The organism is Sphingobacterium gobiense (assembly GCF_002980575.1).
GTDB lineage: Bacteria > Bacteroidota > Bacteroidia > Sphingobacteriales > Sphingobacteriaceae > Sphingobacterium > Sphingobacterium gobiense.
The window spans coordinates 1472803-1495335 of the sequence record NZ_PVBS01000002.1 but is presented as its reverse complement, the minus strand read 5'-3'; the positions used below and the strand labels follow the sequence as shown (position 1 = coordinate 1495335).

At 41.2% G+C, this 22533-nt stretch carries 21 protein-coding genes and 1 tRNA gene; 12 read left to right on the top strand and 10 right to left on the bottom strand.

Features of this window, described 5'->3' with window-relative positions; translation table 11 throughout:
* Positions 1–344 precede the first annotated feature (344 nt).
* The 7 genes from ccoS to ettA form a co-directional block, all read right to left on the bottom strand.
* On the bottom strand, positions 345–500 hold the full coding sequence (ccoS, locus tag C5749_RS15080) for a cbb3-type cytochrome oxidase assembly protein CcoS (protein WP_105726965.1): 156 nt from the start codon (positions 498–500) through the stop codon (positions 345–347).
* Between the two features lie 23 nt (positions 501–523).
* The gene (locus tag C5749_RS15075) at positions 524–2926 is read right to left on the bottom strand and encodes a heavy metal translocating P-type ATPase (protein WP_105726964.1); all 2403 of its coding nucleotides are present in this window, start codon (positions 2924–2926) and stop codon (positions 524–526) included.
* Between the two features lie 106 nt (positions 2927–3032).
* Positions 3033–4388 carry an oxygen-independent coproporphyrinogen III oxidase gene (gene hemN / locus C5749_RS15070; RefSeq protein ID WP_105726963.1) on the bottom strand — a complete coding sequence of 452 codons (1356 nt, stop codon included), beginning with the start codon at positions 4386–4388 and terminating at the stop codon, positions 3033–3035.
* On the bottom strand, positions 4375–4815 hold the full coding sequence (locus C5749_RS15065; RefSeq protein WP_105726962.1) for a Rossmann-fold NAD(P)-binding domain-containing protein: 441 nt from the start codon (positions 4813–4815) through the stop codon (positions 4375–4377). Before C5749_RS15065 ends, hemN begins: the two co-directional genes overlap by 14 nt.
* A 120-nt stretch (positions 4816–4935) precedes the next feature.
* Positions 4936–6006, bottom strand: a complete 1071-nt coding sequence (locus tag C5749_RS15060; protein WP_105726961.1) for a response regulator — start codon at positions 6004–6006, stop codon at positions 4936–4938.
* A gap of 12 nt (positions 6007–6018) precedes the next feature.
* Positions 6019–7203: a PAS domain-containing sensor histidine kinase gene (locus C5749_RS15055; protein ID WP_105727076.1), complete on the bottom strand. Its 1185-nt coding sequence runs from the start codon at positions 7201–7203 to the stop codon at positions 6019–6021.
* Between the two features lie 5 nt (positions 7204–7208).
* On the bottom strand, positions 7209–8891 hold the full coding sequence (gene ettA, locus C5749_RS15050) for an energy-dependent translational throttle protein EttA (protein WP_105726960.1): 1683 nt from the start codon (positions 8889–8891) through the stop codon (positions 7209–7211).
* Between the two features lie 182 nt (positions 8892–9073).
* On the opposite strand from ettA, the gene C5749_RS15045 reads away from it, so the two are divergent.
* The 3 genes from C5749_RS15045 (at position 9074) to C5749_RS15035 (ending at position 12506) form a co-directional block, all read left to right on the top strand.
* Positions 9074–11635 carry an ATP-dependent Clp protease ATP-binding subunit gene (locus C5749_RS15045; RefSeq protein WP_105726959.1) on the top strand — a complete coding sequence of 854 codons (2562 nt, stop codon included), beginning with the start codon at positions 9074–9076 and terminating at the stop codon, positions 11633–11635.
* Positions 11636–11786: 151 nt separating this feature from the next.
* On the top strand, positions 11787–12194 hold the full coding sequence (locus tag C5749_RS15040; protein WP_105726958.1) for a hypothetical protein: 408 nt from the start codon (positions 11787–11789) through the stop codon (positions 12192–12194).
* Positions 12195–12432: 238 nt separating this feature from the next.
* A tRNA-Pro gene (locus tag C5749_RS15035) sits at positions 12433–12506 on the top strand.
* A gap of 473 nt (positions 12507–12979) precedes the next feature.
* Here C5749_RS15035 and C5749_RS15030 read toward each other — a convergent pair.
* From C5749_RS15030 to C5749_RS15020, 3 genes are read right to left on the bottom strand one after another with little or no spacing between them, the layout of a single operon-like run.
* On the bottom strand, positions 12980–13483 hold the full coding sequence (locus C5749_RS15030) for an SRPBCC family protein (RefSeq protein ID WP_105726957.1): 504 nt from the start codon (positions 13481–13483) through the stop codon (positions 12980–12982).
* Positions 13480–13800 carry an ArsR/SmtB family transcription factor gene (locus tag C5749_RS15025; protein WP_105726956.1) on the bottom strand — a complete coding sequence of 107 codons (321 nt, stop codon included), beginning with the start codon at positions 13798–13800 and terminating at the stop codon, positions 13480–13482. The genes C5749_RS15030 and C5749_RS15025 overlap by 4 nt, the downstream gene beginning before the upstream one ends.
* Positions 13797–14360 (bottom strand): dihydrofolate reductase family protein, encoded by a 564-nt coding sequence (locus C5749_RS15020; protein ID WP_105726955.1) that lies wholly within the window; start codon positions 14358–14360, stop codon positions 13797–13799. The genes C5749_RS15025 and C5749_RS15020 overlap by 4 nt, the downstream gene beginning before the upstream one ends.
* Positions 14361–14647: 287 nt before the next feature.
* Here C5749_RS15020 and C5749_RS15015 point away from each other — a divergent pair, with 287 nt between their 5' ends.
* The 9 genes from C5749_RS15015 to C5749_RS14975 all read left to right on the top strand — a co-directional run bounded on the left by C5749_RS15015 (position 14648) and on the right by C5749_RS14975 (position 22509).
* A complete protein-coding gene (locus C5749_RS15015) occupies positions 14648–15640 on the top strand; it encodes a hypothetical protein (protein WP_146113768.1) in 993 nt (330 codons plus the stop codon).
* Positions 15641–15657: 17 nt separating this feature from the next.
* Complete coding sequence (locus C5749_RS15010; protein WP_146113767.1) at positions 15658–16275, top strand: hypothetical protein; 618 nt, start codon at positions 15658–15660, stop codon at positions 16273–16275.
* Positions 16276–16277: 2 nt separating this feature from the next.
* The gene (locus C5749_RS15005) at positions 16278–16976 is read left to right on the top strand and encodes a hypothetical protein (RefSeq protein ID WP_105726952.1); all 699 of its coding nucleotides are present in this window, start codon (positions 16278–16280) and stop codon (positions 16974–16976) included.
* A gap of 248 nt (positions 16977–17224) precedes the next feature.
* Positions 17225–17575, top strand: a complete 351-nt coding sequence (locus C5749_RS15000) for a hypothetical protein (protein WP_105726951.1) — start codon at positions 17225–17227, stop codon at positions 17573–17575.
* A 27-nt stretch (positions 17576–17602) separates the two neighbouring features.
* The gene (locus C5749_RS14995) at positions 17603–17893 is read left to right on the top strand and encodes a hypothetical protein (RefSeq protein WP_105726950.1); all 291 of its coding nucleotides are present in this window, start codon (positions 17603–17605) and stop codon (positions 17891–17893) included.
* A 138-nt stretch (positions 17894–18031) separates the two neighbouring features.
* Positions 18032–18874, top strand: a complete 843-nt coding sequence (locus C5749_RS14990; protein WP_105726949.1) for a hypothetical protein — start codon at positions 18032–18034, stop codon at positions 18872–18874.
* A 240-nt stretch (positions 18875–19114) separates the two neighbouring features.
* Positions 19115–19447 carry a hypothetical protein gene (locus C5749_RS14985; RefSeq protein WP_105726948.1) on the top strand — a complete coding sequence of 111 codons (333 nt, stop codon included), beginning with the start codon at positions 19115–19117 and terminating at the stop codon, positions 19445–19447.
* Between the two features lie 145 nt (positions 19448–19592).
* A complete protein-coding gene (locus tag C5749_RS14980) occupies positions 19593–20516 on the top strand; it encodes a hypothetical protein (protein ID WP_105726947.1) in 924 nt (307 codons plus the stop codon).
* Positions 20517–20520: 4 nt separating this feature from the next.
* Positions 20521–22509 carry a TonB-dependent receptor plug domain-containing protein gene (locus C5749_RS14975; RefSeq protein WP_105726946.1) on the top strand — a complete coding sequence of 663 codons (1989 nt, stop codon included), beginning with the start codon at positions 20521–20523 and terminating at the stop codon, positions 22507–22509.
* Positions 22510–22533 lie beyond the last annotated feature (24 nt).

The window sequence follows — 22533 nt, the reverse complement described above, 5'->3', positions numbered from 1 at the left end:
TTATCTTACAACTTTCCCCCATCAAGGGTACTCGCTGCGCTACATGATCATCTATCTTAAAGAACTTCTGCACCTCCGCTTCGCGCTTCGGCTATCGTAGACCGTACTTCAATAAAGCACGGAATCTATCTCTTGTTTTTCCCCTTTCGGGATGGCAAAGGTAAGGAAGTTTAACGAAAACCAAAAATGTTTTTTCAAATTTTCCGCCCCCGGATCACCGGGTTATTTGCCCTCCCTCGCGGAGTGGTGCAAAGGTAGAAATTTTATGCATTCCCTCCAAGCAACCCCAGACTTTTTACACCATAGACAATACAATATACTGGAAATCTGAAAGATATTTTTTTCTACTGGGGCTCCTCCACCTCATCATCAAAAAGAATTCGCACCGAAGGAGTGTAAGTGTCTTCGTGCTGGCCAGTTTTATTCGCCCAAAAAAATGCTCCTAAAAATACTAAAGCGATAAAAACGCTGCAGCCAATTAAAAAAAATATAATGCTCATATTTAAATTTTACGTAATACGAATTATTTAGACAATAATTTCCTGCGTATGGCGAACCAACGTGTCGTTAAACTTGTAAACGAAATAATGGTTATCGTGCTTATAGGCATTAAAATGGCCGCAAACAGCGGAGACATCGTACCTAGTACCGCAAAGCTTAATCCCACCAAATTATAGGTCAATGATATGGCAAAGCTTAAGTGTATCACACTAACAGCATCTTTTGCGAAAGCGAAAAAAGACGGTAATTTGGCAAATGAATCTCCATCTAAAATAGCATCACAACCGGGCGAAAAGTTATTTATATCATCCGACACCGCTATCCCGAGATCTGCTTTTCGCAATGCCCCTGCATCATTAAGTCCATCGCCCAACATACACACCCGTTTTCCCTGCTGTTGCCAAAAATCTATTTTATGTAGTTTATCCGATGGACGCTGGTTAAATAATAAATGGGAGCTATAGGGAAAAATGAACTTCAAGGTATCAGCGTGTCTTTCGTTATCTCCAGAAACCAAATGTAAGTCATATCCCGCGTTATCCAATGTAGCCACCACCTTCGACAATCCCTGTCGCCACGATTGCTCCAACGTAAAATATCCTTTTACGACTTCATTTATCATGACATACACCACAGAACCGTCTTGAGACTCGTTTTTTATACCTAAATAAGCTGCAGATCCTATCTTTACTTCCGTAGCGTCAAATCGGGCTTCCATACCTCTACCTATAACCTCTTTAAAAGTATCTGCCACCCGAATCACCGTGTATCCAATCCATTTCACAATCTCCCTGCTTAAAGGATGATTGGAATTTCGACATACCGAAGAGATCAACGCGCATTCATCGTCATTTAATTCCCCTTTAAATAGCATCAGCGAAGACTTAGGAGAAGAAATTGTTCCTGTTTTATCAAATACCACGCAATCTATCGCCGATAATTGTTCAATAGCGGCTGTATTTTTTATATAGAACTTATTCCGGTCGAAGATACTTAGCGCGGCGGAAAGTGTGAAAGGCGAGCTCAAGGCAAGCGCACAGGGACATGCAATAATCAGTACGGCCGTCAAAGCACCCCAAGCTTTGGATGAATCACCGCCAACGAGCCAATAACCACAAGCACCAACAGCTATACTGACCAACGAAACGGTAAAATATTTACTGATAAAATCAATAAAGGTATCAAACTTCTTTTCCTGGGTCTTGAAACTCTCGTTGTTCCACAATCTCGTTAAATAACTTTGCGATACGGGTTTGACAACTTCTAACTCAATTGCCTCCCCAATTTGCCTTCCCCCAGCATATATAATCTCGCCCAATGTTTTGTCAACAGCTTTCGATTCGCCCGTTACAAAACTAAAATCAATAGAGGCGTTCCCCTTTAACAAAATGGCATCTGCCGGAATGATCTCGTTATTCCGCACAAGGATGCGATGGCCAACTTCTAAATCTGCAATTTGCAGTGGCTTTTCCCCATCATCTTCTACGACAGTCACCGCAACCGGAAAATAGGAACGGTAATCCCGCTCAAACGAAATATGGTAATACGTCCGTTGCTGGACCCACTTACCGATTAAGATAAAAAACACCAAACTGCATAAGGTGTCCATAAATCCCGGACCAGATTGCGTAAGAATCTCAACTGCCGAACGAAAAAATAGAACAAAAATTCCCAACGCTAACGGCACATCTAAATTCAGTCGCTTGTGTTTCAGGCTTAACCATGCCGATTTGAAATAATCCGAGGCACTATAAAGTAGCACCGGAATACCAAATACCAAGTTCATATAACCGAAAAAATTAGCATACTGTTGCTCAAATGCCGCCATCCCAAAGTACTCGGGGAAACTGATCATCATCGAATTTCCAAAACAGAATCCTGCTACGGTTATTTTCGCTATTATCCCCCGTTGATTCAGTTTTTTCCCTTCTTTTACTACATCCTGCAATGTGATCTTAGGAGGGTAACCAATCCGCACCAGCAGTTCCACCAATTCTCGCAAAGAAATCTCCCGGTGTTCAAACATGATACTCGCCTGCTTCTTCATAAAATCAACCTGCGAACTTTTAACACCGGCATGTAATTTATAAAGATGCTCCAAAAGCCAAATACAAGAACTACAGTGGATAACCGGAATATAGAATGTAATCATGATCATGTCCTCATCTTTATAATCGACAAGCGTAGCGACAATATTCGGTTCATCAAGATAACTCAAATCAGCCATTGGCTCTTTTTGAGATTTCCCCGGATGTTGATTGTAGCGATAATAACTATGTAGCTTACTCTCGCTCAATACCTGATAGACGGTTTGACAACCCAAGCAACAAAAGTTATGGTTATCCAGCACATAAGACACGGTGTCTACTTTATCTCCGCAGTGGAAGCACTTTTCTTTTTTAGTAATTTGTTCTGACTCCAGCATTTTTTAAGTTTGCTCGTGATTAACTTCGTGGAGCTCGCAAAGCTCGGTTATCTAGACATGAGCCCTGCGGGGTTCATTCTTGGTGACATATTCTGCACAACTGGTCTTAAATCGCTTGGCTAAACACCTGTTCTTTTCCTTTAGATAATTGCAAACGCTGATCGAATGCCATGCAGATATTCCTTAAAAAGGATTTCCCGATTTGAGTGGCGTGAATATTGCCATTGCTAAACTCCACCAGTCCATCCCCTTCTAAAGGGCGTAATCGGCCAACAATAGCGTCATTAAGTGAAAATTCAGCCTTCAACTCCACCTTTCCTTTACACATCATATCGAGAATATAACGGCGCAATACCTCATCCTCCTCATGCAGTAAATGTCCTTTTATCAACGGCAATCGTCCCTCATCTAGCATCTTATAATAGTCTTCCACTTTCTTTACATTTTGTGCAAAACTGCTCCACGCATCACTAATGGATGATACGCCCAAACCAATTAAGACGGGCGTATAACGGTCCGCATACCCCATAAAATTCCGGTGTAAACTTCCTGATAAAGCCGCTTTGAAGAGCGCATCCTCCGGTTGGGCAAAATGATCCATACCTATATCCATATAACCTTTCCTCTCGATCATCTGTTTACCTAATATATAAAGAGCAAGCTTTGCCTCTCCTACAGGTAGATCCTGTTCGGTGAAACGTCGCTGTCCGGGTTTTATCCAAGGCACATGGGCGTAGCTGTAAAAAGATATGCGGTCAGGCGACATAAGTAACGACTTTTCAATCGTATCGCGTACCGTATTTTGTGTTTGCAAGGGCAATCCATAAATCAAATCAAAATTAATGGAGGTATAACCTATTTCGCGGGCTACATCCATCACACGCTGTACATCTCCTACCGTTTGATGTCGATTAATGAGAAATTGTACATTCGGATCAAAATCTTGAATGCCCAAGCTTAATCTGCGAAAGCCAAGATTATACAATGTTAGTAAATGTTCCTTTGTGGTATTTGCTGGGTGAGCTTCAAATGAAAAAGATGCTCCATCTTTCACGACTGCACCATCTAGCAAGCCTAAAATTAGACGTTGCAGATTTGCTGGCTCAAAGAACGTAGGTGTACCTCCCCCTAAATGTATTTCACTAATAATAACATCCTCGTCAATAAGAATTTTATACATTTCCCATTCCTGGAGTATATAACTAATGTAAGGAATTTCTACACGATGGTTTTTAGTGATCCGGGTATTACATCCACAGTAGGTGCATAAGTTTTCACAAAATGGAAGATGGACGTATAAACTAATTCCATCATCTTTTTTTTCGGCATAGGAAGCTTTTAAGCGTTGTCCCCAAGCTGCTGAACTAAATACATCGGACTCCCAGAAAGGTACGGTGGGGTAGCTCGTATAACGCGGTGCAGCTACATTGTATTTGGCGATCAAACTATTATTTGGCTCCATCATATCTAAGTTTGCCGTTCACTATTTCACATTCCTTCGCGCAGCAGCAAGCCCCGCCTACGCACTTACCATCACCCCATAAGTTCAGGTTTCGAATGGTTTGTTCGGCAATACCTTTAGGGGTGCGATCTGCATAGGGAGTATTCGCAATTTGAATACCTAAATCATACGCACGGCTCAAATCGATATGATCCGTTGCTATTGAACGGGTAACGATCTTTTGTACGCCTATATGACGTAATTCTTCCAACAGTTTACCGTCTAACAGATCATCTTCGGAGACGACGACCACCTCCTTACCGTAGGCATAATGGATCGTATTGCTATTTAACGGATTAGAAATTAGGGTCAGGTCATGAGCTTTCCCGTTGGCAACCGCCAACGATTCCTTCTCATACTCCTTAATATTATATGCAACAGCCTTCATGAGATCCAATTTCTGTAAGTAACTGATACAAAAATAGTCAGGCCCCATGGAGATGAGGATGCAGAACATCAAGTTAGAAAATGATATTGGTCACATTATTGGCTTCGTTATGTATAGCCCTTATCGAATTGCTTTTAATTTAGCTATAGATGAGATTACGATAGCATTACCCATTTTTGTGATTAACTTCTCATCTTTGAAATCTGCCAACATACGACTAATGGTCTCGTTTGCTGTACCCGCCAAAGCAGCGAGGTCATCCCTGGAAATGCGAATTGTAATTTCGTCGTCTTCATTAGTTGAGGCGGATTTTTCTGCTACATGCACCAATGCGTTTGCCACACGTTTTCGTACCGTATCATATGCAAAACCAAGCATTTGCTCTTCTTTTTCCCGAATATTCCCTGAAAGCAAAGTGATAAATTTACTTGCAATGGCTGGTTTATTATAGAGCAATTCAAAAAACCGCTCTTTGGGAATCAGCGCGACTTCACAATCCTCGAGCGCTTCGGCATTGTCGTTATATTGTTCGTTAAGCAAGAGCGCTTCGTACCCCAAAAAGCTATCCGCTATATGGATCGCTGTTGACAACTCGCGACCGTCTTGATACAGCAGAAAACTACGTATTTTACCTTCGAGCAAATAAAAAATAAAATGGGGCGTATCGCCCGCTTCATATATATGTTGCTTCTTTTTTAAGCGTTTTACACGGGCCTCTTTTACTAAGTCTTGCAATAGATAATTTTGCTCATCCTCGCTCAGCCTCAAGTTTGCTTTTTTTACTGCGTCGGTCACTAACTGGCTAGTCATGCGCTTCTCCCGCTTTCGGAAACGGCTTTCTATCGCATTAAGCAATTCAATATCATCAAATGGTTTGGACAGATAGTCATCGGCTCCCATTTCCATCGCCTTGCGTATGTCGGCTCTTTCTGATTTGGCCGTCAGAAAGATAAAAGGAATATCGGTCGTCAATTCATTTTTGTTTAGCATATACAATACGCCGTATCCATCAAGCTCTGGCATCATAATATCGCACAAAATCAGATCGGGACAGTATCTTAATGCCATGTCTACTCCTTCTCTCCCATTAACGGCTGTCAACACCTTATATTCGCCGGTCAATGATAGTATTTCGGCTGTTCCTTCACGGATTTCAAAATTATCTTCAATTATCAATATCGTTTTAGACATCTCTTCCTATTCTTATTGCTGAAAAATCATTCTAAACATCGCGCCTTTATTTATGGCCGAATGATACTCCAATGTTCCATCCATCAGTTCGACATAACGCTTAACGATATTAAGTCCCAAACCTGTTCCCGGTATATTCCCGGTGTTATGTGCTCTAAAAAACGGTTCGAATAGACTTTTCTGATCCTCTAATGGAATCCCTATGCCGTTATCGTTAATGCAAATGACACAAGTATCATCTTTAATTTCAGTCGAAAATTCAATAAAAGTATTTTCTCCAGAGTATTTTATGGCATTCGCTATCAAATTGATAACACTGCTTTTAATCAGATGCGCATCTAAATAAAATACACCTACAGCTCCAGTGTGTTGGTAAACAATATGTTGATTTTTCTTGCAGATCATTTGCATCTCCTCCGTTATTTCCTCAGCGAGCTGCACCAAATTAATATCTGCTTTATTAACTACAACCCTGCCCGCTTCTAACTTTTCTAAGGAAAGAAAATCATTCAAAATGTTATTTAGTAACTGAACAGCGCCACGGATACGATTGGTATGCTTCATAATATTCGGCAAATCCGGCCGTTCAGCATATTTTTCGATTAAAGAAGCTGACAGTTGTACGGCACTCAGTGGAGTTCGAAATTCATGCGATGCCATGGATACAAAGCGCGATTTCATTTGGTTGAGCTCCTTTTCTTTTTCCAATGACAGGCTGACGTCCGATTTCGCTTTCTCCAATTCGGAAACCAACTTAATCAGATCTTTTGTTCGTTCTCGCACTTTCTCTTCCAACTCGTCCGCATGCTTCCTCAACTCATCTTCGGCTGCACGTTCTTTGGTTAAATCATGGATAAAACCCGTAAAAATATTCTTATTTTTATAATGTACTTCACTAACGGCCAGCCGAAAAGGGAAGGTATCACCATTTTTTTTTAGCCCAAGGACTTCCCGGCCAATTCCGATTATCTTTTTTATTCCTGTTTTTTGATAACGTTCAATGTATTCATCGTGCTGACTTCGATCGGGCTCGGGCATTAACATAGAAATGTTGTTCCCCACCACTTCTTCCGCGCTATATCCAAATAGTGCAGAAGCTGCTGGATTAATTGACTCCACAATACCGCGGTTATCAATCGTAATAATCCCATCAATCGCGTTTTCAATAATGGCCTCGAGAAGCTTAGCAGAATCAATCATCCCTATTTCACCAGCTTTTTGTACTTGATACGTTTTGGTCCTGTGTCGCCTAGACGCTTCTTACGATTTTCCTCATATTCCGTATAGTTTCCTTCGAAGAAATAAACCTGAGAATCCCCTTCAAACGCTAAAATATGCGTACATATACGATCCAAAAACCAACGATCGTGCGAAATTATAACCGCACAACCGCCAAAATTCTCCAATCCTTCTTCCAGGGCACGCAAAGTGTTTACATCAATGTCGTTGGTAGGTTCATCGAGCAGCAATACATTGGATGATTTCTTTAATGTAATAGCTAGGTGGGCGCGATTTCGCTCTCCGCCAGATAATACGCCTACTTTCTTCTGTTGATCGGCTCCATTAAAATTGAATTTTGACACATAAGCACGGGAATTTAGCGACCTATTCCCCAGCATAATGTTATCATTACCTTCGGTAATATTCTCCCATACCGTTTTATCCGGATCAAGGTCATCGTGATTTTGATCAACATAACCTAATACCACCGTTTCTCCTACTTTAAAAGTTCCTGTATCGGGTTGTTCCTGCCCAGTAATCAACCGGAACAAGGTCGTTTTCCCAGCGCCATTCGGCCCTATAATCCCGACGATACCAGCTGGGGGCAAGGAGAAGCTTAGATTTTCAAATAACAGTCTATCACCATAGGCTTTTGAAATATGATCAGCTTCAATAACGGTATTTCCTAATCTAGGACCCGGCGGAATAAACAATTCCAGTTTTTCTTCTCGATCCTTGGTCTCTTCTGATGCTAGTTTTTCATAGTTATGCAAACGCGCCTTAGACTTTGCATGTCTTGCTTTCGGTGCCATACGCACCCAGTCCAATTCGCGCTCAAGTGTTTTCTGACGTTTCGTTTCTTGTTTTTCCTCCTGCGCTAGACGTTTTGCTTTCTGGTCTAACCAAGACGAATAATTTCCTTTCCAGGGTATCCCTTCCCCTCTATCCAATTCCAAGATCCATCCCGCAACATTATCTAAGAAATATCGATCGTGGGTAACCGCTATAACCGTACCCTTATATTGTTGTAAGTGTTGTTCCAACCAGTCGATTGATTCCGCATCCAAGTGATTGGTTGGTTCATCCAGAAGTAAAACATCTGGCTCTTGAAGCAATAAGCGACAAAGTGCCACCCTTCTTCGCTCCCCACCTGACAAATTGACTATCTTCGCATCTGGGTCGGGACATCGAAGTGCATCCATTGCCCGTTCTAGTCTGGTATCCAATTCCCAAGCATTCGTAGCGTCTATCCTATCCTGTAGTTCGCCTTGACGAGCGAGCAGTTTATCCATTTCTTCCGGATTTTCATAGACCTCCGGCAAACCAAATTTTTCGTTTATATCTTCATATTCTTTTAGGACTGCGGTAATTTCAGCCACCCCTTCTTCCACCACTTCCTTTACCGTTTTTTCTTCGTCCAAATCTGGTTCCTGCGCTAAATAGCCAACGGTATATCCGGCCGAAAAAACCACTTCTCCTTGATAAGATTTATCTAACCCAGCGATAATTTTCAACAAGGAGGACTTGCCCGATCCATTCAAACCTATGACACCAATTTTCGCTCCGTAAAAAAACGATAAATAGATGTTTTTAAGTACCTGTTTTTGCGGCGGGTATATTTTATTTACACCAGCCATTGAAAAAATAATTTTCTCGTCAGACATAAGATTGTATTGCTATTTTTGTACAAATATAGTCATTTTTAATTCGGGTAAGACTGCCATTTTGATCGTTTCAGGGCTATGGCGTAATTATTGATAAATCTGGTACAACATACCATAGGATTTATAATTTATTTTTATACATTTATATCATCCTATCATTTTAATAAAGGAAAGGTAAATACATGGAAGCAAAATTTTCACCACGCGTAAAAGATGTGATTTCTTACAGTCGCGAAGAAGCGCTAAGGCTCCGCCATGATTACATTGGCACAGAACATCTTTTGCTCGGCCTGATTCGTGAAGGCGATGGAGTGGCGATAAAGATTTTGAAAAATATTGGAGTCGACATAGGATCCATCCGTCAATCTACAGAAGATGCAGTAAAAGGGTCGTCTATGTCCCGTGCACCTATCGGAAATATGCCGTTGACCAAACAGGCTGAAAAAGTCCTAAAAATAACGTATTTGGAAGCTAAGATTTTCAAAAGTGATGTTATTGGCACAGAGCACCTATTATTAGCGATCTTGCGAGATGAAGAGAACATTGCGTCTCAAGTCTTACAACAATACAGCATTACGTACGATTTATTTAAGAACGAAGTTGAGCAAAATAAAACGTCCATCACAGACGAAGCATCTAGCTCGCCTACCGGAGATGACGACTTTGCAGACGACGATCAGCAGTTTACAGCACCGAAGAAAGTTTCGGATATCAAATCAAAAACGCCGGTATTAGACAATTTCGGACGGGATTTGACCAAGGCGGCAGAGGAAGGTCGATTAGACCCTATCGTGGGACGCGAGAAAGAAATTGAACGTGTTTCGCAAATTCTTTCCCGCCGTAAAAAGAACAACCCTATTTTAATCGGAGAACCTGGGGTTGGTAAATCGGCAATCGCCGAAGGTTTAGCCTTACGTATTGTACAACGCAAGGTATCTCGCGTTTTATTCAATAAACGGGTTGTCACACTTGATCTAGCTTCTTTAGTGGCCGGCACGAAATATCGTGGTCAATTTGAAGAACGCATGAAGGCGGTGATGAACGAGTTGGAAAAGTCACCAGATGTCATATTATTTATTGACGAGATCCACACGATTGTTGGCGCAGGCGGTGCTTCAGGATCTTTGGATGCCTCGAACATGTTCAAACCCGCTTTGGCACGCGGCGAAATACAATGTATAGGCGCTACTACATTAGATGAATATCGTCAATATATAGAAAAAGACGGTGCTTTAGATCGTCGTTTTCAGAAAGTCGTCGTAGAACCGGCTTCTCACGACGAAACGATAGAAATTCTGAACCGGATTAAAGATAAATACGAAGAGCACCACAATGTCACATATACACCAGAAGCAGTAGAAGCCTGTGTGTCGTTGACAACGCGTTATATCACCGATCGTTTCTTACCGGACAAGGCGATTGACGCGCTGGACGAGGCCGGTTCACGCGTCCATCTAAACAATATCCATGTTCCGCAATCTATCATTGACATCGAGGAAAAAATCGAAGAAGTTAAGGTTGAGAAAAACAAAGTAGTTCGTAGCCAAAAATACGAAGAAGCGGCAAAACTTCGCGATACCGAGAAAAAATTACTCGACCAACTCGAAAAGGAAAAAGCAGCATGGGAAGTAGAGACGAAATCAAAACGTTATACGGTCGCAGAAGACAATGTAGCTGAGGTGGTTTCTATGATGACAGGAATCCCTGTACAACGTGTAAGTCAATCGGATAGCCAGAAGTTATTGAATATGGCCGAATCCGTTAAAGGTCGTATTATTGGCCAAGATGACGCAGTACAAAAATTAGTAAAAGCAATACACCGTACGCGCGCCGGGCTAAAAGATCCTAAAAAACCAATCGGTTCGTTCATTTTCCTAGGTCCAACTGGTGTAGGTAAAACCGAATTGGCGAAAGAATTAGCGCGTTTTATGTTCGATTCAGAAGATGCCTTGATCCAAATCGACATGAGTGAGTACATGGAGAAATTCGCAGTATCTCGTTTGGTCGGAGCGCCTCCGGGATATGTAGGATATGAAGAAGGCGGTCAGTTGACTGAGAAAGTACGTCGCAAACCGTATGCCGTCGTTTTACTCGACGAAATTGAAAAAGCTCATCCAGATGTGTTCAATTTATTGCTACAAGTACTTGATGAAGGACAGTTAACGGATAGCTTGGGCAGAAGAGTAGATTTCCGCAATACGATCATCATCATGACTTCGAATATCGGTGCCCGTCAGTTGAAAGAATTCGGACAAGGCGTCGGGTTTACAACTTCAGCAAAAGCGAGCCAAGCCGATTCTCATTCGAGAGGTGTTATCGAAACAGCACTCAAACGTGCATTTGCACCTGAGTTCTTGAACCGTGTGGATGATGTTATCGTGTTTAACTCGTTGAGTAAAGAGCATATCTTTAAGATCATCGACATCGAATTGAAGTCACTCTTTAACCGGATCAAAGACTTGGGCTACCAAATAACACTCACAGATAAAGCAAAAGACTTTATCGCCGAGAAGGGATATGATAGCAACTTTGGAGCACGTCCGTTGAAGCGGGCTATCCAAAAGTATTTGGAGGATCCGATAGCTGAAGAGATTTTAAAAGGCGAAGTCAAAACCGGCTCAGAACTGAATATTGATTATGACGACGATAAAAAAGAAATTGTAGTTGACGGTCAAAATCCAGATCAACCATCTGGCGACTCTATCGAATCCGATGTTTCGGAGCCTAACGATAAAAAAAAGTAACAGTAGAAAGTTCCAAATAAGAAAAGCGCTATGCCGAAAGACATAGCGCTTTTTTATTTGGCTTATTTTTTGCTCATTTATTTAAACTATTAACGTTTTTTAACGTCTTATTGAATATAAACAAAGTTTGACAACCCTTAATACGATACACATGAAAAAAATTCTATTAGCCATTTTTATCGGCACTGCCACCTTGGCCGCTACGAGCAGCTGTACGAAAGAATATTATGATACGGTACCCAGTATTACCATGGTTTATGAACGAACAGCAGACCAATGGGAAGGAACCGACAACCAAGCGTACTTAACACTTTCGGTACCTGAACTAACAGAATACTATGTACAACAAGGTGTAGTTAATATTGCTTATAGTGACGACGGTGAACGTACCTATAAATCAATTGGAACTCAACAAGGTGCTGCTTACACCTTTGAATATAGGGTTGGATCAGTAACAATCAAGGCGGAAGACCCTATTTTAGGTTCCGATATTTTTGTTGAAGTTCCCGAAAGAATCTTTATTAAGGTAACACTTACGGATGCGGATTTTGTAAATTAATTCGTAAATATTGTTTTAAATACAAACAGCCATGCCATGTATGAGACACATGGCTGTTTTTGCATTCCTTTCCTCCGAGACTATTCTATCGGCTCTTTTGCTATTATAGCAGTTATCACAATAGACGTAAGAATATCCTCCATATTATCAATCGTTTACGTGTCAACGTAAAAAAATCTCTTGACAACAGTCAAATTAGCTGTATATTTGTGCCACAGAAAAAAAGGTGATACCTTTTCGGGGTGTAGCGTAGCCCGGTATCGCGCCACATTTGGGATGTGGAGGTCGTAGGTTCGAATCCTGCCACCCCGACGAAAAAGCTCGACGAAAGTCGGGCTTTTTTCGTTATAGACAGGATGAAGAACCGTGGTTCGATTCGAAGGAGCTTCAAGGAAGAGTAAGGGGCTGTGGGGCTGAAGCAATCCTGCCACCCCGACAACACTTACGACAAGTAAGATCGAAAACCCGCAAATCTCACGATTAAGCGGTTTTTTTTATTTTTTCCGAAGCAGAATCCTGCAAACAATATCAAAGTATATGTGAAATAAACTATGGATATAGATGGATTGAAATCAGTAAAACGGACGGGCACATGTGCATGTGTTTTCAGGAGGTGGCAAGCACATAAAGTAAGGAGAGAAACCCATCCTTTGGCTTTCTCTCCTCTTCACACATTGGACAATAGAGCAATTACTGTTGTTGTCGTTTTATACCCTTTTTCACGGTTCTCCGGATTTGCGTCGCTGTTTGATTTGATGTATTCAGGCTTGCCGTAGGGTAATTGGTTACTTTTTAAGCGTCGATAGCAATTGGTCCAGTTGTAGGAAGTCTACCGTCATACCTTCCTTAAAGCCCATTTCAAGTTCCTTTTCGAGATCTTCGAGGCTGTCATAAATCAGCAGCATATCTACCCGTACTTTATGGTCTACCGGTACAAAAGTATTCTCCCATACATTTTGCGGAAACTCCGGGTTCAGCACACCGTTCTCATCACTGAACCCACCTTTTGAGGAGAAAAATTTTTCTTTTACAATGGAAATGAAATTGGTTTTGCACCAACCTTTATCGCCTTCCGGGCCAACCATTGCATAGAGCCAGAATCCTCCTTCGCGAAAATCCAGTGACTTGGTTTCGGCTTTATAGGGTTCAGGCCCCCACCACTGATCGAGCAGTTCTGCTGTTGTCCATGCCTTCCACACCAGTTCAAGACCGGCATCAAACGCCCGCGTTATGCGGATCGTGTGGTTCTCTTTGTTGACAATGAAGTCAAATAATAAATTGCTGTTCATGATTGCTGTTTTTTAACTGTTTCCAATAAATTATCAAGTTGGCCAAAACGTGTTTCCCAGATTTTACGGAACTGTTCCAGCCATTTGTCTATTTCCTTCATTTTATCGATCTCTAACTCATAATAGATTTCCCTGCCTTTTTGTTTCTGCTTTACCAGTTCGCATTCCGTTAAAATGCGGAGATGTTTTGATACAGCTTGCCGCGTGGTATCAAAATGTTCTGCGATCGCATTGGGTGTCATAGCCTGCAACGCGATCAATGTCATGATGGCCCGTCTGGTTGGATCAGCTATTGCTTGAAATATATCTCTTCTCATCGTTCAGGTATTTTATAGCTTAACAATACCGTTCCGCAGTCAAATGGTTTTGACTTTAAGAGTCTTAATGCTAAGGTGTCTTGTACCGATTGGAATATAGTAAGGCCTTTTCCCAGACAGATAGGACTGAAAAGAAAATGGAACTCATCTATCAATCTGTTTTTGATTAATGACGATGCAAGCATAGCCCCTCCATATACCATAATATCTTTTCCGTTTGATTTTTTGAGCTTATTGACCTCCTCTTTTACATTCCCGCTGACCACCGTTGTATTTTTCCACTGATGCTGCGTGACCGTATTGGAAAATACCATTTTAGGAATTTCCGAAATCCGTTTTCCAAGTTCCCGCTCGGGGTGGTCAGGAGTGTCAGCTACCCCGTCCCAAAAGTTGATAAACTCGTGAGCCGTATGCTGACCTAATAAGATCATGTCTACATGATTAAGATTGTCCACACAGAAATTGATCACTTCACCATCCCACACAAAATTGACAGCACCCTGTTCTACGGTTACATAGCCGTCTAACGAAATATGCATTTGAAGCTTTAACTTTCTCATAGTTCTATAATTTTACGAAACCATTCAGTTGCAAATATACAAGCAACCTTTCGGTTGCGCAAATTTTTCTTTACTGAATTTTTTAAGAAATCACATCCTTAACGGCATTTTGGCAAAATTATAATCTCAAACTCCTACATTCGTCCGGTAAAATTGAATACAAAGATTCTAAGAATAAATAAACAGCTCCAATTGTAAAATGATAGCGGAGTATCAATCTGTCTTTTTGTATATTGGTATGATAAATGAAAAGAACAAAAAGATAGTATTGAGCATTTAAAAAAATAATGAAAAGGGAGCAGCAACAATTACAGGTGTCATCGCTAATACGAAGTGCTATGTGCGGGATTCTGGTTCTTGTTACATTTTTATTGAGTTCATGTCATGGAAGATCCGATAAAGTTTCAAAGATTGCTGATACAACCGGAACAGAAATAAGGGCTTTTGAAGGACATGGTAAAGAAGTATCCTGTGAAAGACTGGTGTCGGATTTAATCCGTTCCAGTAATGCTACCGCATTTAAGCATTTTGGTGATACAACGGTAAGGGTTCGAATGGCTTCTATGAGTCCCGACAAAGCCACAATCAAGCTATACGTTATCCAGGATGTTTCCGAGAATGCGGCGGAAAGGCGACCGACGGAACAGGCCATAGGCTGGCTGGAATTTTATAGGACAAGCGGCAGGCTTATGGATATCACAAACGATCCTGATCGACCGGAGGAACTACGTTACGACAAAAATATCCTTAAAGGGCACGATATTTTCATCCTATGCAGTCCCGTGGTTGCGGCTGCCAAGCCCGGCACCGATTATGAGTCAAGGGACGTCATGCTCGAAAAAGATATCCGGTTCAACGGTAAATTGAAGCGATTTTTCACCCTGGCGGAGTTTGAAAAGGTCTATGGCCAACCCGATAGCGTCAGACTGCTGAAAGATGAGGCGCCCTGTGTTACCATCTTTGCTACAGAAGCGCCCGAGGACAAATACCTGTATAAGAACGGTTCACGTTTTGAATCTAGTAAGGACAGTGTGGCGGTGGATGAATACTGGTTCCTGAACGGAAATTTTATCACTTACAAAGGCATCAAGATAGATGAAGGGACAACCATTGACGATATACAACAGCTGTTTCCTGCCGCTGTAAGAGGAAGGTTGGCCCTTGATAAAGAGGGCGAATTGTGGGTCGTTAAGCTAAAGAGCGATGCTACTTATGGGCATATCAAACTGTTTTTTAAAAACGACAAGGTTTATTTTATGCATTGGTGGTTACCCTGTTAAACCTAACTTAGAAAAAAATGAAGAGACTAACTGTACTTTTTTTGATACCGCCATTTTTTCTCGTGTCTTGCGGTAACAAAACGCAAAAGGAAACCAAGGTACCACAGCCAAAAACGGAATCCGCCATCAACGATACCGTTCCTTCAGATACTCATGAAGAGGTCCCCTCTGCTGCAATCCGTTTGTTGAAAACGCTTCCTGTCCGGGATTTGCCAATTACAGACAGTACGCGCTTTGACGATTTTGAAAAGATAGGCATTCCGGATAACGGATTTTTAAAGCGTATTCAATTTAGTCCTGAACATACGGACGCGAAAAATTTCAGGTTGAACTACAAAATACCTTTTTCCGAAAACTTTACTTCTGCGGTGGTCACCTATCAGAGCGGCGAGCACGAACTGTTTACCACCTTGATTACCCTAAGTAAAGAAGACAAAATAATCGACAGGCTGGAGATCGCTTACGACGAAATTGCAGAGTCTGCATTCGGAAAATCAAGCAGCATAGAAAAAGACAAAATAACGGTAACGGACTGGAACTGGATGAGCGAAGAGAACCCTGTTTCTGAAAACAAAACCTACATTTTGCAACAGGACGGCACGTTTAAGACCGTGCCATCTGCACAAAATCAATAGAAATGAAATACTGGCAGATCATTTTATTTAGCCTCCTTATCGGCTGCCTCGCGGTGGTGACAGGCCTGTTGGTGCTCCACGCCCAGTCGTCGCAGGCTGTACAGTATCATCCCGCCAATGATATGCTGGGTGTGGCCTATGGGCTGGCGATAGCATTTAATATCGTGCTGGCTCTTGGTTCGCTACCTGTTTTGGCACTGAAAAGCAGGAAAACGCCAAAGCTGTGGCGGGCCTTAGCGTTATTGTTCGCTTTGCCACTGGTATTTACGATAGCTGTAACTTGGTCAATGGATTTCTATACCTTGTTTTACTGCCTGCCCTATTTATGTTCGGTAGTTTTTCTGTTCGGCATCCGTATGGCGCAGCAGAGAAACAAACCTCTCCAGAATTTAAAAACTGCTGATCCAACAACAGCACTTGAAATCCGAACTCATGAAATCATCACAGAAAATTATCTTCGGCTCCAGGTCTACTCGGGCAATACGCCCTGTGGGACTATCGACTTTATTGGTGAAAAGATCAATTTCAATATTGTCGGCAAGTATTTCTTTAAAGGCATGGAAGCTATCAGGAATATCAAGTTGGAGTACAAAAAGGAAGAGATATTAGTTTTTAAATTTAGGAATAGTAAGAGCTTAGCGGTTAGTTGTGACATGACAGCGCTTAAATCAATCCGTATGTACATTAAATCTTTTCAGTAGTCGACAATGAAAATTATAAAAATTCAACAGAATTATGTTGAAGTCCAAATTGAAGGGGCCGTTCTTAGGATAACAGGCGAAGCGATGATGCCCAAATAGCTACCTGAACTGACAGAATATGTACTTTATAAAAACACCCTGAGCTGGATAAATATAGATGCTCATCCGGATATGGACAGTGCAGTACTTTTCTCCTTTTTGAGAAAGGAATTTTTAAAACGAAACCTGCATATAATAATTGAATAGCTATGGCAATGGAAAACTACAAGAATGAGCTCGACAGAATAAGGGCCATTATCGAAAACTTCTACGTTGCAAAGTTTGCATGCAAGGAGGAAGAATACGAAGCGAATAAAAACAATAAAGAACAAATCGGAAAATTTATTTTCAGGATTAAACAAGCTAATGATTTATTAGAACCGGAACAGCAGGATTTGATGAATGGAGCTTTAGAACTCTTGGCAAGAAATACAGGGGATGCCGAAGACGGTGAAATCGCGGAACAGATCATAGATAATCTCTTTTATGATTTGAAAATAATAGATCAAAATGATATCGACCGATTTTATCAATATAACGCGACTGGACGTTGGGAGTAAGTTATAAAATCATAAAACATCTTTAATATGAACCGTGAAAAAGAAATAAAATCAACGATCACCGGAGCCTATGAATTTAAAGACGAAGATGGAGTCATCTACAAAATGAAAATACTGGGAAGAGGGGAAGAACTTTTTTTCCAAAAAGGCGATGATGCTTTTATCTGTGATATATCGGCCAGATTCTCGGTCATTGACCTCAAAAGTATTAGCAAATGGGACAACGGGAAGAAAATTTCCGAGGAAGAGCGGGCTTCTCTATTGGCAAAGATCGTTGAATTGTATAAGAAGGCTTATAAAGATGATTTAAAACTTTAGCACTACAGTATATGAAACAACTTATTTTTTTGATTTTCGTGCTACTGATGGGAAAAGCCTCCTTTGCCCAAACCGACAACGCCTACGGACAAACCGTACAACGTATCTTTAAAAAGCTAAAACAATAAATTGAACATTATGGATATTGTAAGGTATTGGAAACAGAGAACCAAAAGTTTACAAAAGAGCTCTGCAAAGAAAGTGCTCATATTTAGCTTGCTGCTCGTTGGGCTGGTTTCCTGTGAACATCAGGTAAAACCAAAAGCCGGCACACCGGTAGCCGAAAGAATAGAGCCGGATACCATTATTAAACCGGACTCCATAGGAGTAGAAACAGTTAATGGCACAGATACGAACATCTTTAGGATAGAAATTGAAAGAATAAATAAAGAGCAGTTCGATTCCGCAAAACAGCAGGAAAAAGTAAGTAGTCCAGTAGAAAAGATTACTGATCTTGGGGTGGTACAAAAGCAGCTGGCTGGCATCGTGGAGTTTAAAAAAATAGACGATAACAATTTAGGAATTACCCAGATCCATTTCAGGAACGGGATTTCGATGGCAAACAGTGATCTACTGAGTGAATGTGGATTTGTGGCTTATTTTCCGACAGAAGATATTCTTTTACTCGAAGGAGGTCATACCATTGATGTCAGCTTCGATCTGTCAACAGGTCAAGGGACTTACGATGCAGGAAATCCCGAATTGATGACGACCTCTCCGGCTGGAAAATATCGGTTGAACAAGGTGTTTGAAGGGCAAGAATGTTTTTATCATTTCATTCAGGAAAAGAAAAACGGTAAATTTCAGAAAGTAGCGGGACTTAATGAAATTTTTGAAAAGAAAACCAACAAGTGGCTTTGCGTAATTAAAGGGGAATTCTGGACGGACGATCATACACTTTATTTTGGACTGGTTACCCAGTATAATGAAGCTGGAAATAAATATGATTATTACAGGATAAAAATTACCGGTGAAGATTGAGTTTCAAAAAGTACCGGTTAGGAGTGTTAGGACAGAATAAGAACCGTGGTTCGATCCGAAGGAGCTTCAGGACAGTCTCCGGACTGGAGGCCTAGGCGTTTCCTCCATAATTAAGATCTAATAACTGACAAAAGTGATGTTTATCATTCCCAACAGAAATACTTTCCGTATATTTGGCAAGGTCAGTAAAAATAAGCACAACCTTTGATACGTCTTTGTACATATATTCTATTAATCGCTATGACACTGCAATCCTTCTATCGCAGTATTATGGCTGTGGAATATCAGATAAACCTACCCGACTATCTAGCGAAATGTATAAATAAAGACCAACCTCAGCTTCATTGTGATGGTCAGTGTGTGCTGATGCAGAAAATAAAGGAAAAAGAAAAAGAGGAAACAAAGAAGAATTTAGTGGTATATGAATACAGCGCGCTCTATGTGCATAAAGAGAGCACCGTGTACACCATGTGCCAGCCGAAGGAAGAAACCAACCCAAACCATTTTTCACCTTATCTAATGGATTATATATTTAATCATAACACCTCCATCTTTCACCCCCCTATTAGCTAATTTCCATTCGTGGAGCCTAGCGTATCCTCTATTTGGCATTTTTTGCCACTTGGATACAGCCCCCATTTCTTAGCGTAAATCAAGAGCAGCATATTTTTTCTAAAAGTCATTGTTGTGCGTGCATGATTAATCTATATAAATAATAATGAACAAAATAATATTTTTTCTTATCGCAACATGCTTTGCGGTATTGTCCTGTACAAAAGAAAAAACGGATTACGAAGCGGAAATAGAGGTCGTCGTACCAGAGTACGACGAATTTAAAGAAGCTGTTACCATTCATAGTGAAGGCTATGATATCAAGATTGAAGCCCTTAATGGAACTTTTTATAAAGGGTACAACGAAATCCGTTTAAAGGTATTGGATAGTCAAACCCGTAAAGAAACAAATGCAACGGATGTAACATTGCTACCTATTATAACTAAAGCCAACGGGAATAAGAATTCCTGTCCACATAGATATAACTTGGTATATAGAACGGACGGCAACTACTTTTCAGGATACTCGGTATTTACATCGGAGAGTTTAGCGAACGAAGCATGGGAACTTCATATTCGTTTTGCGATCAACAATAAAACCTATACGACCAACCAACGTATCACCGTTCAAGAACAAACCAATAAAAATCTGAACACGACAATGTTTATAGGAAAAGACGATGAGCAGTACGTCATCGCTCTGGTGTCGCCACAAAGACCAAAGGTTGGCGAAAACGAGTTGATAGCCGGAATTTACAAGTATACTAAACCTACTACCTCTCCCGGTGATTATCCAGATCCTTCGCAATTTTCATACACCGAGGTAAACAATTACATTTTACAATTAGATCCGCGGATGCCTGAGCCTTCCATGGGAAATCATTCTTCGCCCAACAATGAGGATTTGGTGCAGCGAAACGATGGTCTGTATCGCGGCGTGGTCAATTACACTATGACAGGAAACTGGACGCTGAATTTCATCATGCTGAACCAAAATGGGAAAATCCTCAAAGGAACTAACGTGCCTACCGATTTCACGCCAGGAATTGAGGGGGTCAAAAGTGAGTTGTACCTTGATATTCTATTCTAAGATCATGAAGAAGCTACGTATCATCTGTGGGCTAATCTTTCTTGGAATGAGTGCAAATGCTCAACACATACAGAACCCAAATGACAGTATCCACCGTATTGAAGCCGTAAAGGTTATCGCCGAGACGAAGAAAAAAATAGAGACCGACATGAAAATGGCCGTTTCAGTGGATGAATTTTTAGCCTCTTCCGATAACATCAGCTTTATAAAGCGAGGCGCTTACGCATGGGAACCATTGCTCAACAACATGAGTACCGAGCGGTCCACCATCACCATTGACGGTATGCACGTCTTTGGCGCGTGTACAGATAAGATGGATCCGGTCACTTCATATGTCGAAAGCAATAACCTTTCTGCCATCGATATCACATCCGGCCAAGAAGGAAGTATGCACGGGGCGACTGTAGCGGGAAGCATCGATATGAAAAGGAAAAGCACCCCGTTCGGTCTAGACAGGAAATGGCGCGGCGGTTATCAAACCGGTTTCGAGGCCAATAACAAACAATTTTTCAACCTCGGAAATCTATCTTATTCAGGCAATAAGTTTGTGGCAGATGGCAGTATTGCTTTTCGGAAAGCCGGTAATTATTACGATGGAAATAACGATGAAGTGAACCATTCACAGTACAATAAATTTAATACCTCATTGGGCCTAGCCTATAAAACAAGTCCGCTTTCCTCCGTACGGGTAGATGCTATCTACGACAAGGCAAAAGATGTAGGTTTCCCTGCACTGCCCATGGATTTATGGCTGTCGCGCGCGATTATCACCTCGGCCGCTTACAAACAATTATTTGAAGAGGGAATTGTGCGCGCTTGGGACACAAAACTCTATTTCAATGCCGTTGAGCATTACATGGATGATACCAAACGTCCGGAAAACTTGGTTCATATGGATATGCCGGGCTGGAGTACCACGTACGGGATGGTTTCACGTGCGAACTTGAAACGTGGTGATTACAGCGCTGAAATCCAGTTAAACATATACGACAATCTATCCATCGCAGAAATGACGATGTACCCACAAGACAGAAGCAAGAAAACGATGTTTGCATACAGTTGGCCTTGGGTCACCACCCGTTTTGCAGGGTTTTCGATGAACAATGCGTGGGATATTTCGGAAATGAGTCGGTTAAATTTCGGAGGCTCTCTGGGCTGGAACTACAACTATTCCAAATACGTGGAATTCAACTGGATTTTCTACCCCGGCACACCACAGGAAAAAAACAGAATATTACCGGCTTTACATGCCAATTATCAGCTGCATATCAATCAATTCGATTTTTCTGTCGGAACAGGATATGGACATCGGGCACCGTCTGTTTCGGAGGGATACGGATATTATATCTATAACAGCTTCGACCGGTACGATTATATCGGAAACCCAAACCTCAAAAATGAAATTTCATACGAGGTTAACGCAAGTGCTGGATTTAAATACGAGAAGATGGCCATAGAAGCCAAAGTAAACTATTTTCACATCCAAAATTATATCGTCGGAAGAATTTTGAGTTTAGGAAGCCCAATGAACTATCAGTCTGTTGGTGTGAAAGGCTACACATCATTAGAGCATGCCAAGCTTTTCAATACAACAATAAATGCTAAATACGATTTTCTGCAACATCTGCATTGGAAAGGAATGGTCACCTACGCAAGAGCCACGGACGATAAAAATGGAAACCTACCTTTTATCCGCCCACTGACGTATCAGACATCTCTCCATTTCATGCATAAAAAATTCAGTATACAAACATCTTTACACGGCGACCTTGCCCAAACCAACTATAGTCCCGAATATGGCGAAGATCATACGCCAGCTTATAAAATTTGGAACGTAGCCGCAGATTATAGCTTCAGCTTCAGAAATTACAAAGCCGCTTTGCAGATCGGTGCTGAAAATTTATTCAACGAATACTACAGTACCTATGCGGATTGGGGCAATATCCCGAGAATGGGACGGAATGTTTTCACTTCGCTGAAGATTGAATTTTAATATAAATAACAAATTGAAAAAAAA

Coding starts and splice junctions, on each gene's coding strand:
- ccoS (WP_105726965.1), bottom strand. CDS start 500: ATGAGCATTATATTTTTTTTAATTGGCTGCAGCGTTTTTATCGCTTTA.
- C5749_RS15075 (WP_105726964.1), bottom strand. CDS start 2,926: ATGCTGGAGTCAGAACAAATTACTAAAAAAGAAAAGTGCTTCCACTGC.
- hemN (WP_105726963.1), bottom strand. CDS start 4,388: ATGGAGCCAAATAATAGTTTGATCGCCAAATACAATGTAGCTGCACCG.
- C5749_RS15065 (WP_105726962.1), bottom strand. CDS start 4,815: ATGAAGGCTGTTGCATATAATATTAAGGAGTATGAGAAGGAATCGTTG.
- C5749_RS15060 (WP_105726961.1), bottom strand. CDS start 6,006: ATGTCTAAAACGATATTGATAATTGAAGATAATTTTGAAATCCGTGAA.
- ettA (WP_105726960.1), bottom strand. CDS start 8,891: ATGTCTGACGAGAAAATTATTTTTTCAATGGCTGGTGTAAATAAAATA.
- C5749_RS15045 (WP_105726959.1), top strand. CDS start 9,074: ATGGAAGCAAAATTTTCACCACGCGTAAAAGATGTGATTTCTTACAGT.
- C5749_RS15040 (WP_105726958.1), top strand. CDS start 11,787: ATGAAAAAAATTCTATTAGCCATTTTTATCGGCACTGCCACCTTGGCC.
- C5749_RS15030 (WP_105726957.1), bottom strand. CDS start 13,483: ATGAACAGCAATTTATTATTTGACTTCATTGTCAACAAAGAGAACCAC.
- C5749_RS15025 (WP_105726956.1), bottom strand. CDS start 13,800: ATGAGAAGAGATATATTTCAAGCAATAGCTGATCCAACCAGACGGGCC.
- C5749_RS15020 (WP_105726955.1), bottom strand. CDS start 14,360: ATGAGAAAGTTAAAGCTTCAAATGCATATTTCGTTAGACGGCTATGTA.
- C5749_RS15015 (WP_146113768.1), top strand. CDS start 14,648: ATGAAAAGGGAGCAGCAACAATTACAGGTGTCATCGCTAATACGAAGT.
- C5749_RS15010 (WP_146113767.1), top strand. CDS start 15,658: ATGAAGAGACTAACTGTACTTTTTTTGATACCGCCATTTTTTCTCGTG.
- C5749_RS15005 (WP_105726952.1), top strand. CDS start 16,278: ATGAAATACTGGCAGATCATTTTATTTAGCCTCCTTATCGGCTGCCTC.
- C5749_RS15000 (WP_105726951.1), top strand. CDS start 17,225: ATGGCAATGGAAAACTACAAGAATGAGCTCGACAGAATAAGGGCCATT.
- C5749_RS14995 (WP_105726950.1), top strand. CDS start 17,603: ATGAACCGTGAAAAAGAAATAAAATCAACGATCACCGGAGCCTATGAA.
- C5749_RS14990 (WP_105726949.1), top strand. CDS start 18,032: ATGGATATTGTAAGGTATTGGAAACAGAGAACCAAAAGTTTACAAAAG.
- C5749_RS14985 (WP_105726948.1), top strand. CDS start 19,115: ATGACACTGCAATCCTTCTATCGCAGTATTATGGCTGTGGAATATCAG.
- C5749_RS14980 (WP_105726947.1), top strand. CDS start 19,593: ATGAACAAAATAATATTTTTTCTTATCGCAACATGCTTTGCGGTATTG.
- C5749_RS14975 (WP_105726946.1), top strand. CDS start 20,521: ATGAAGAAGCTACGTATCATCTGTGGGCTAATCTTTCTTGGAATGAGT.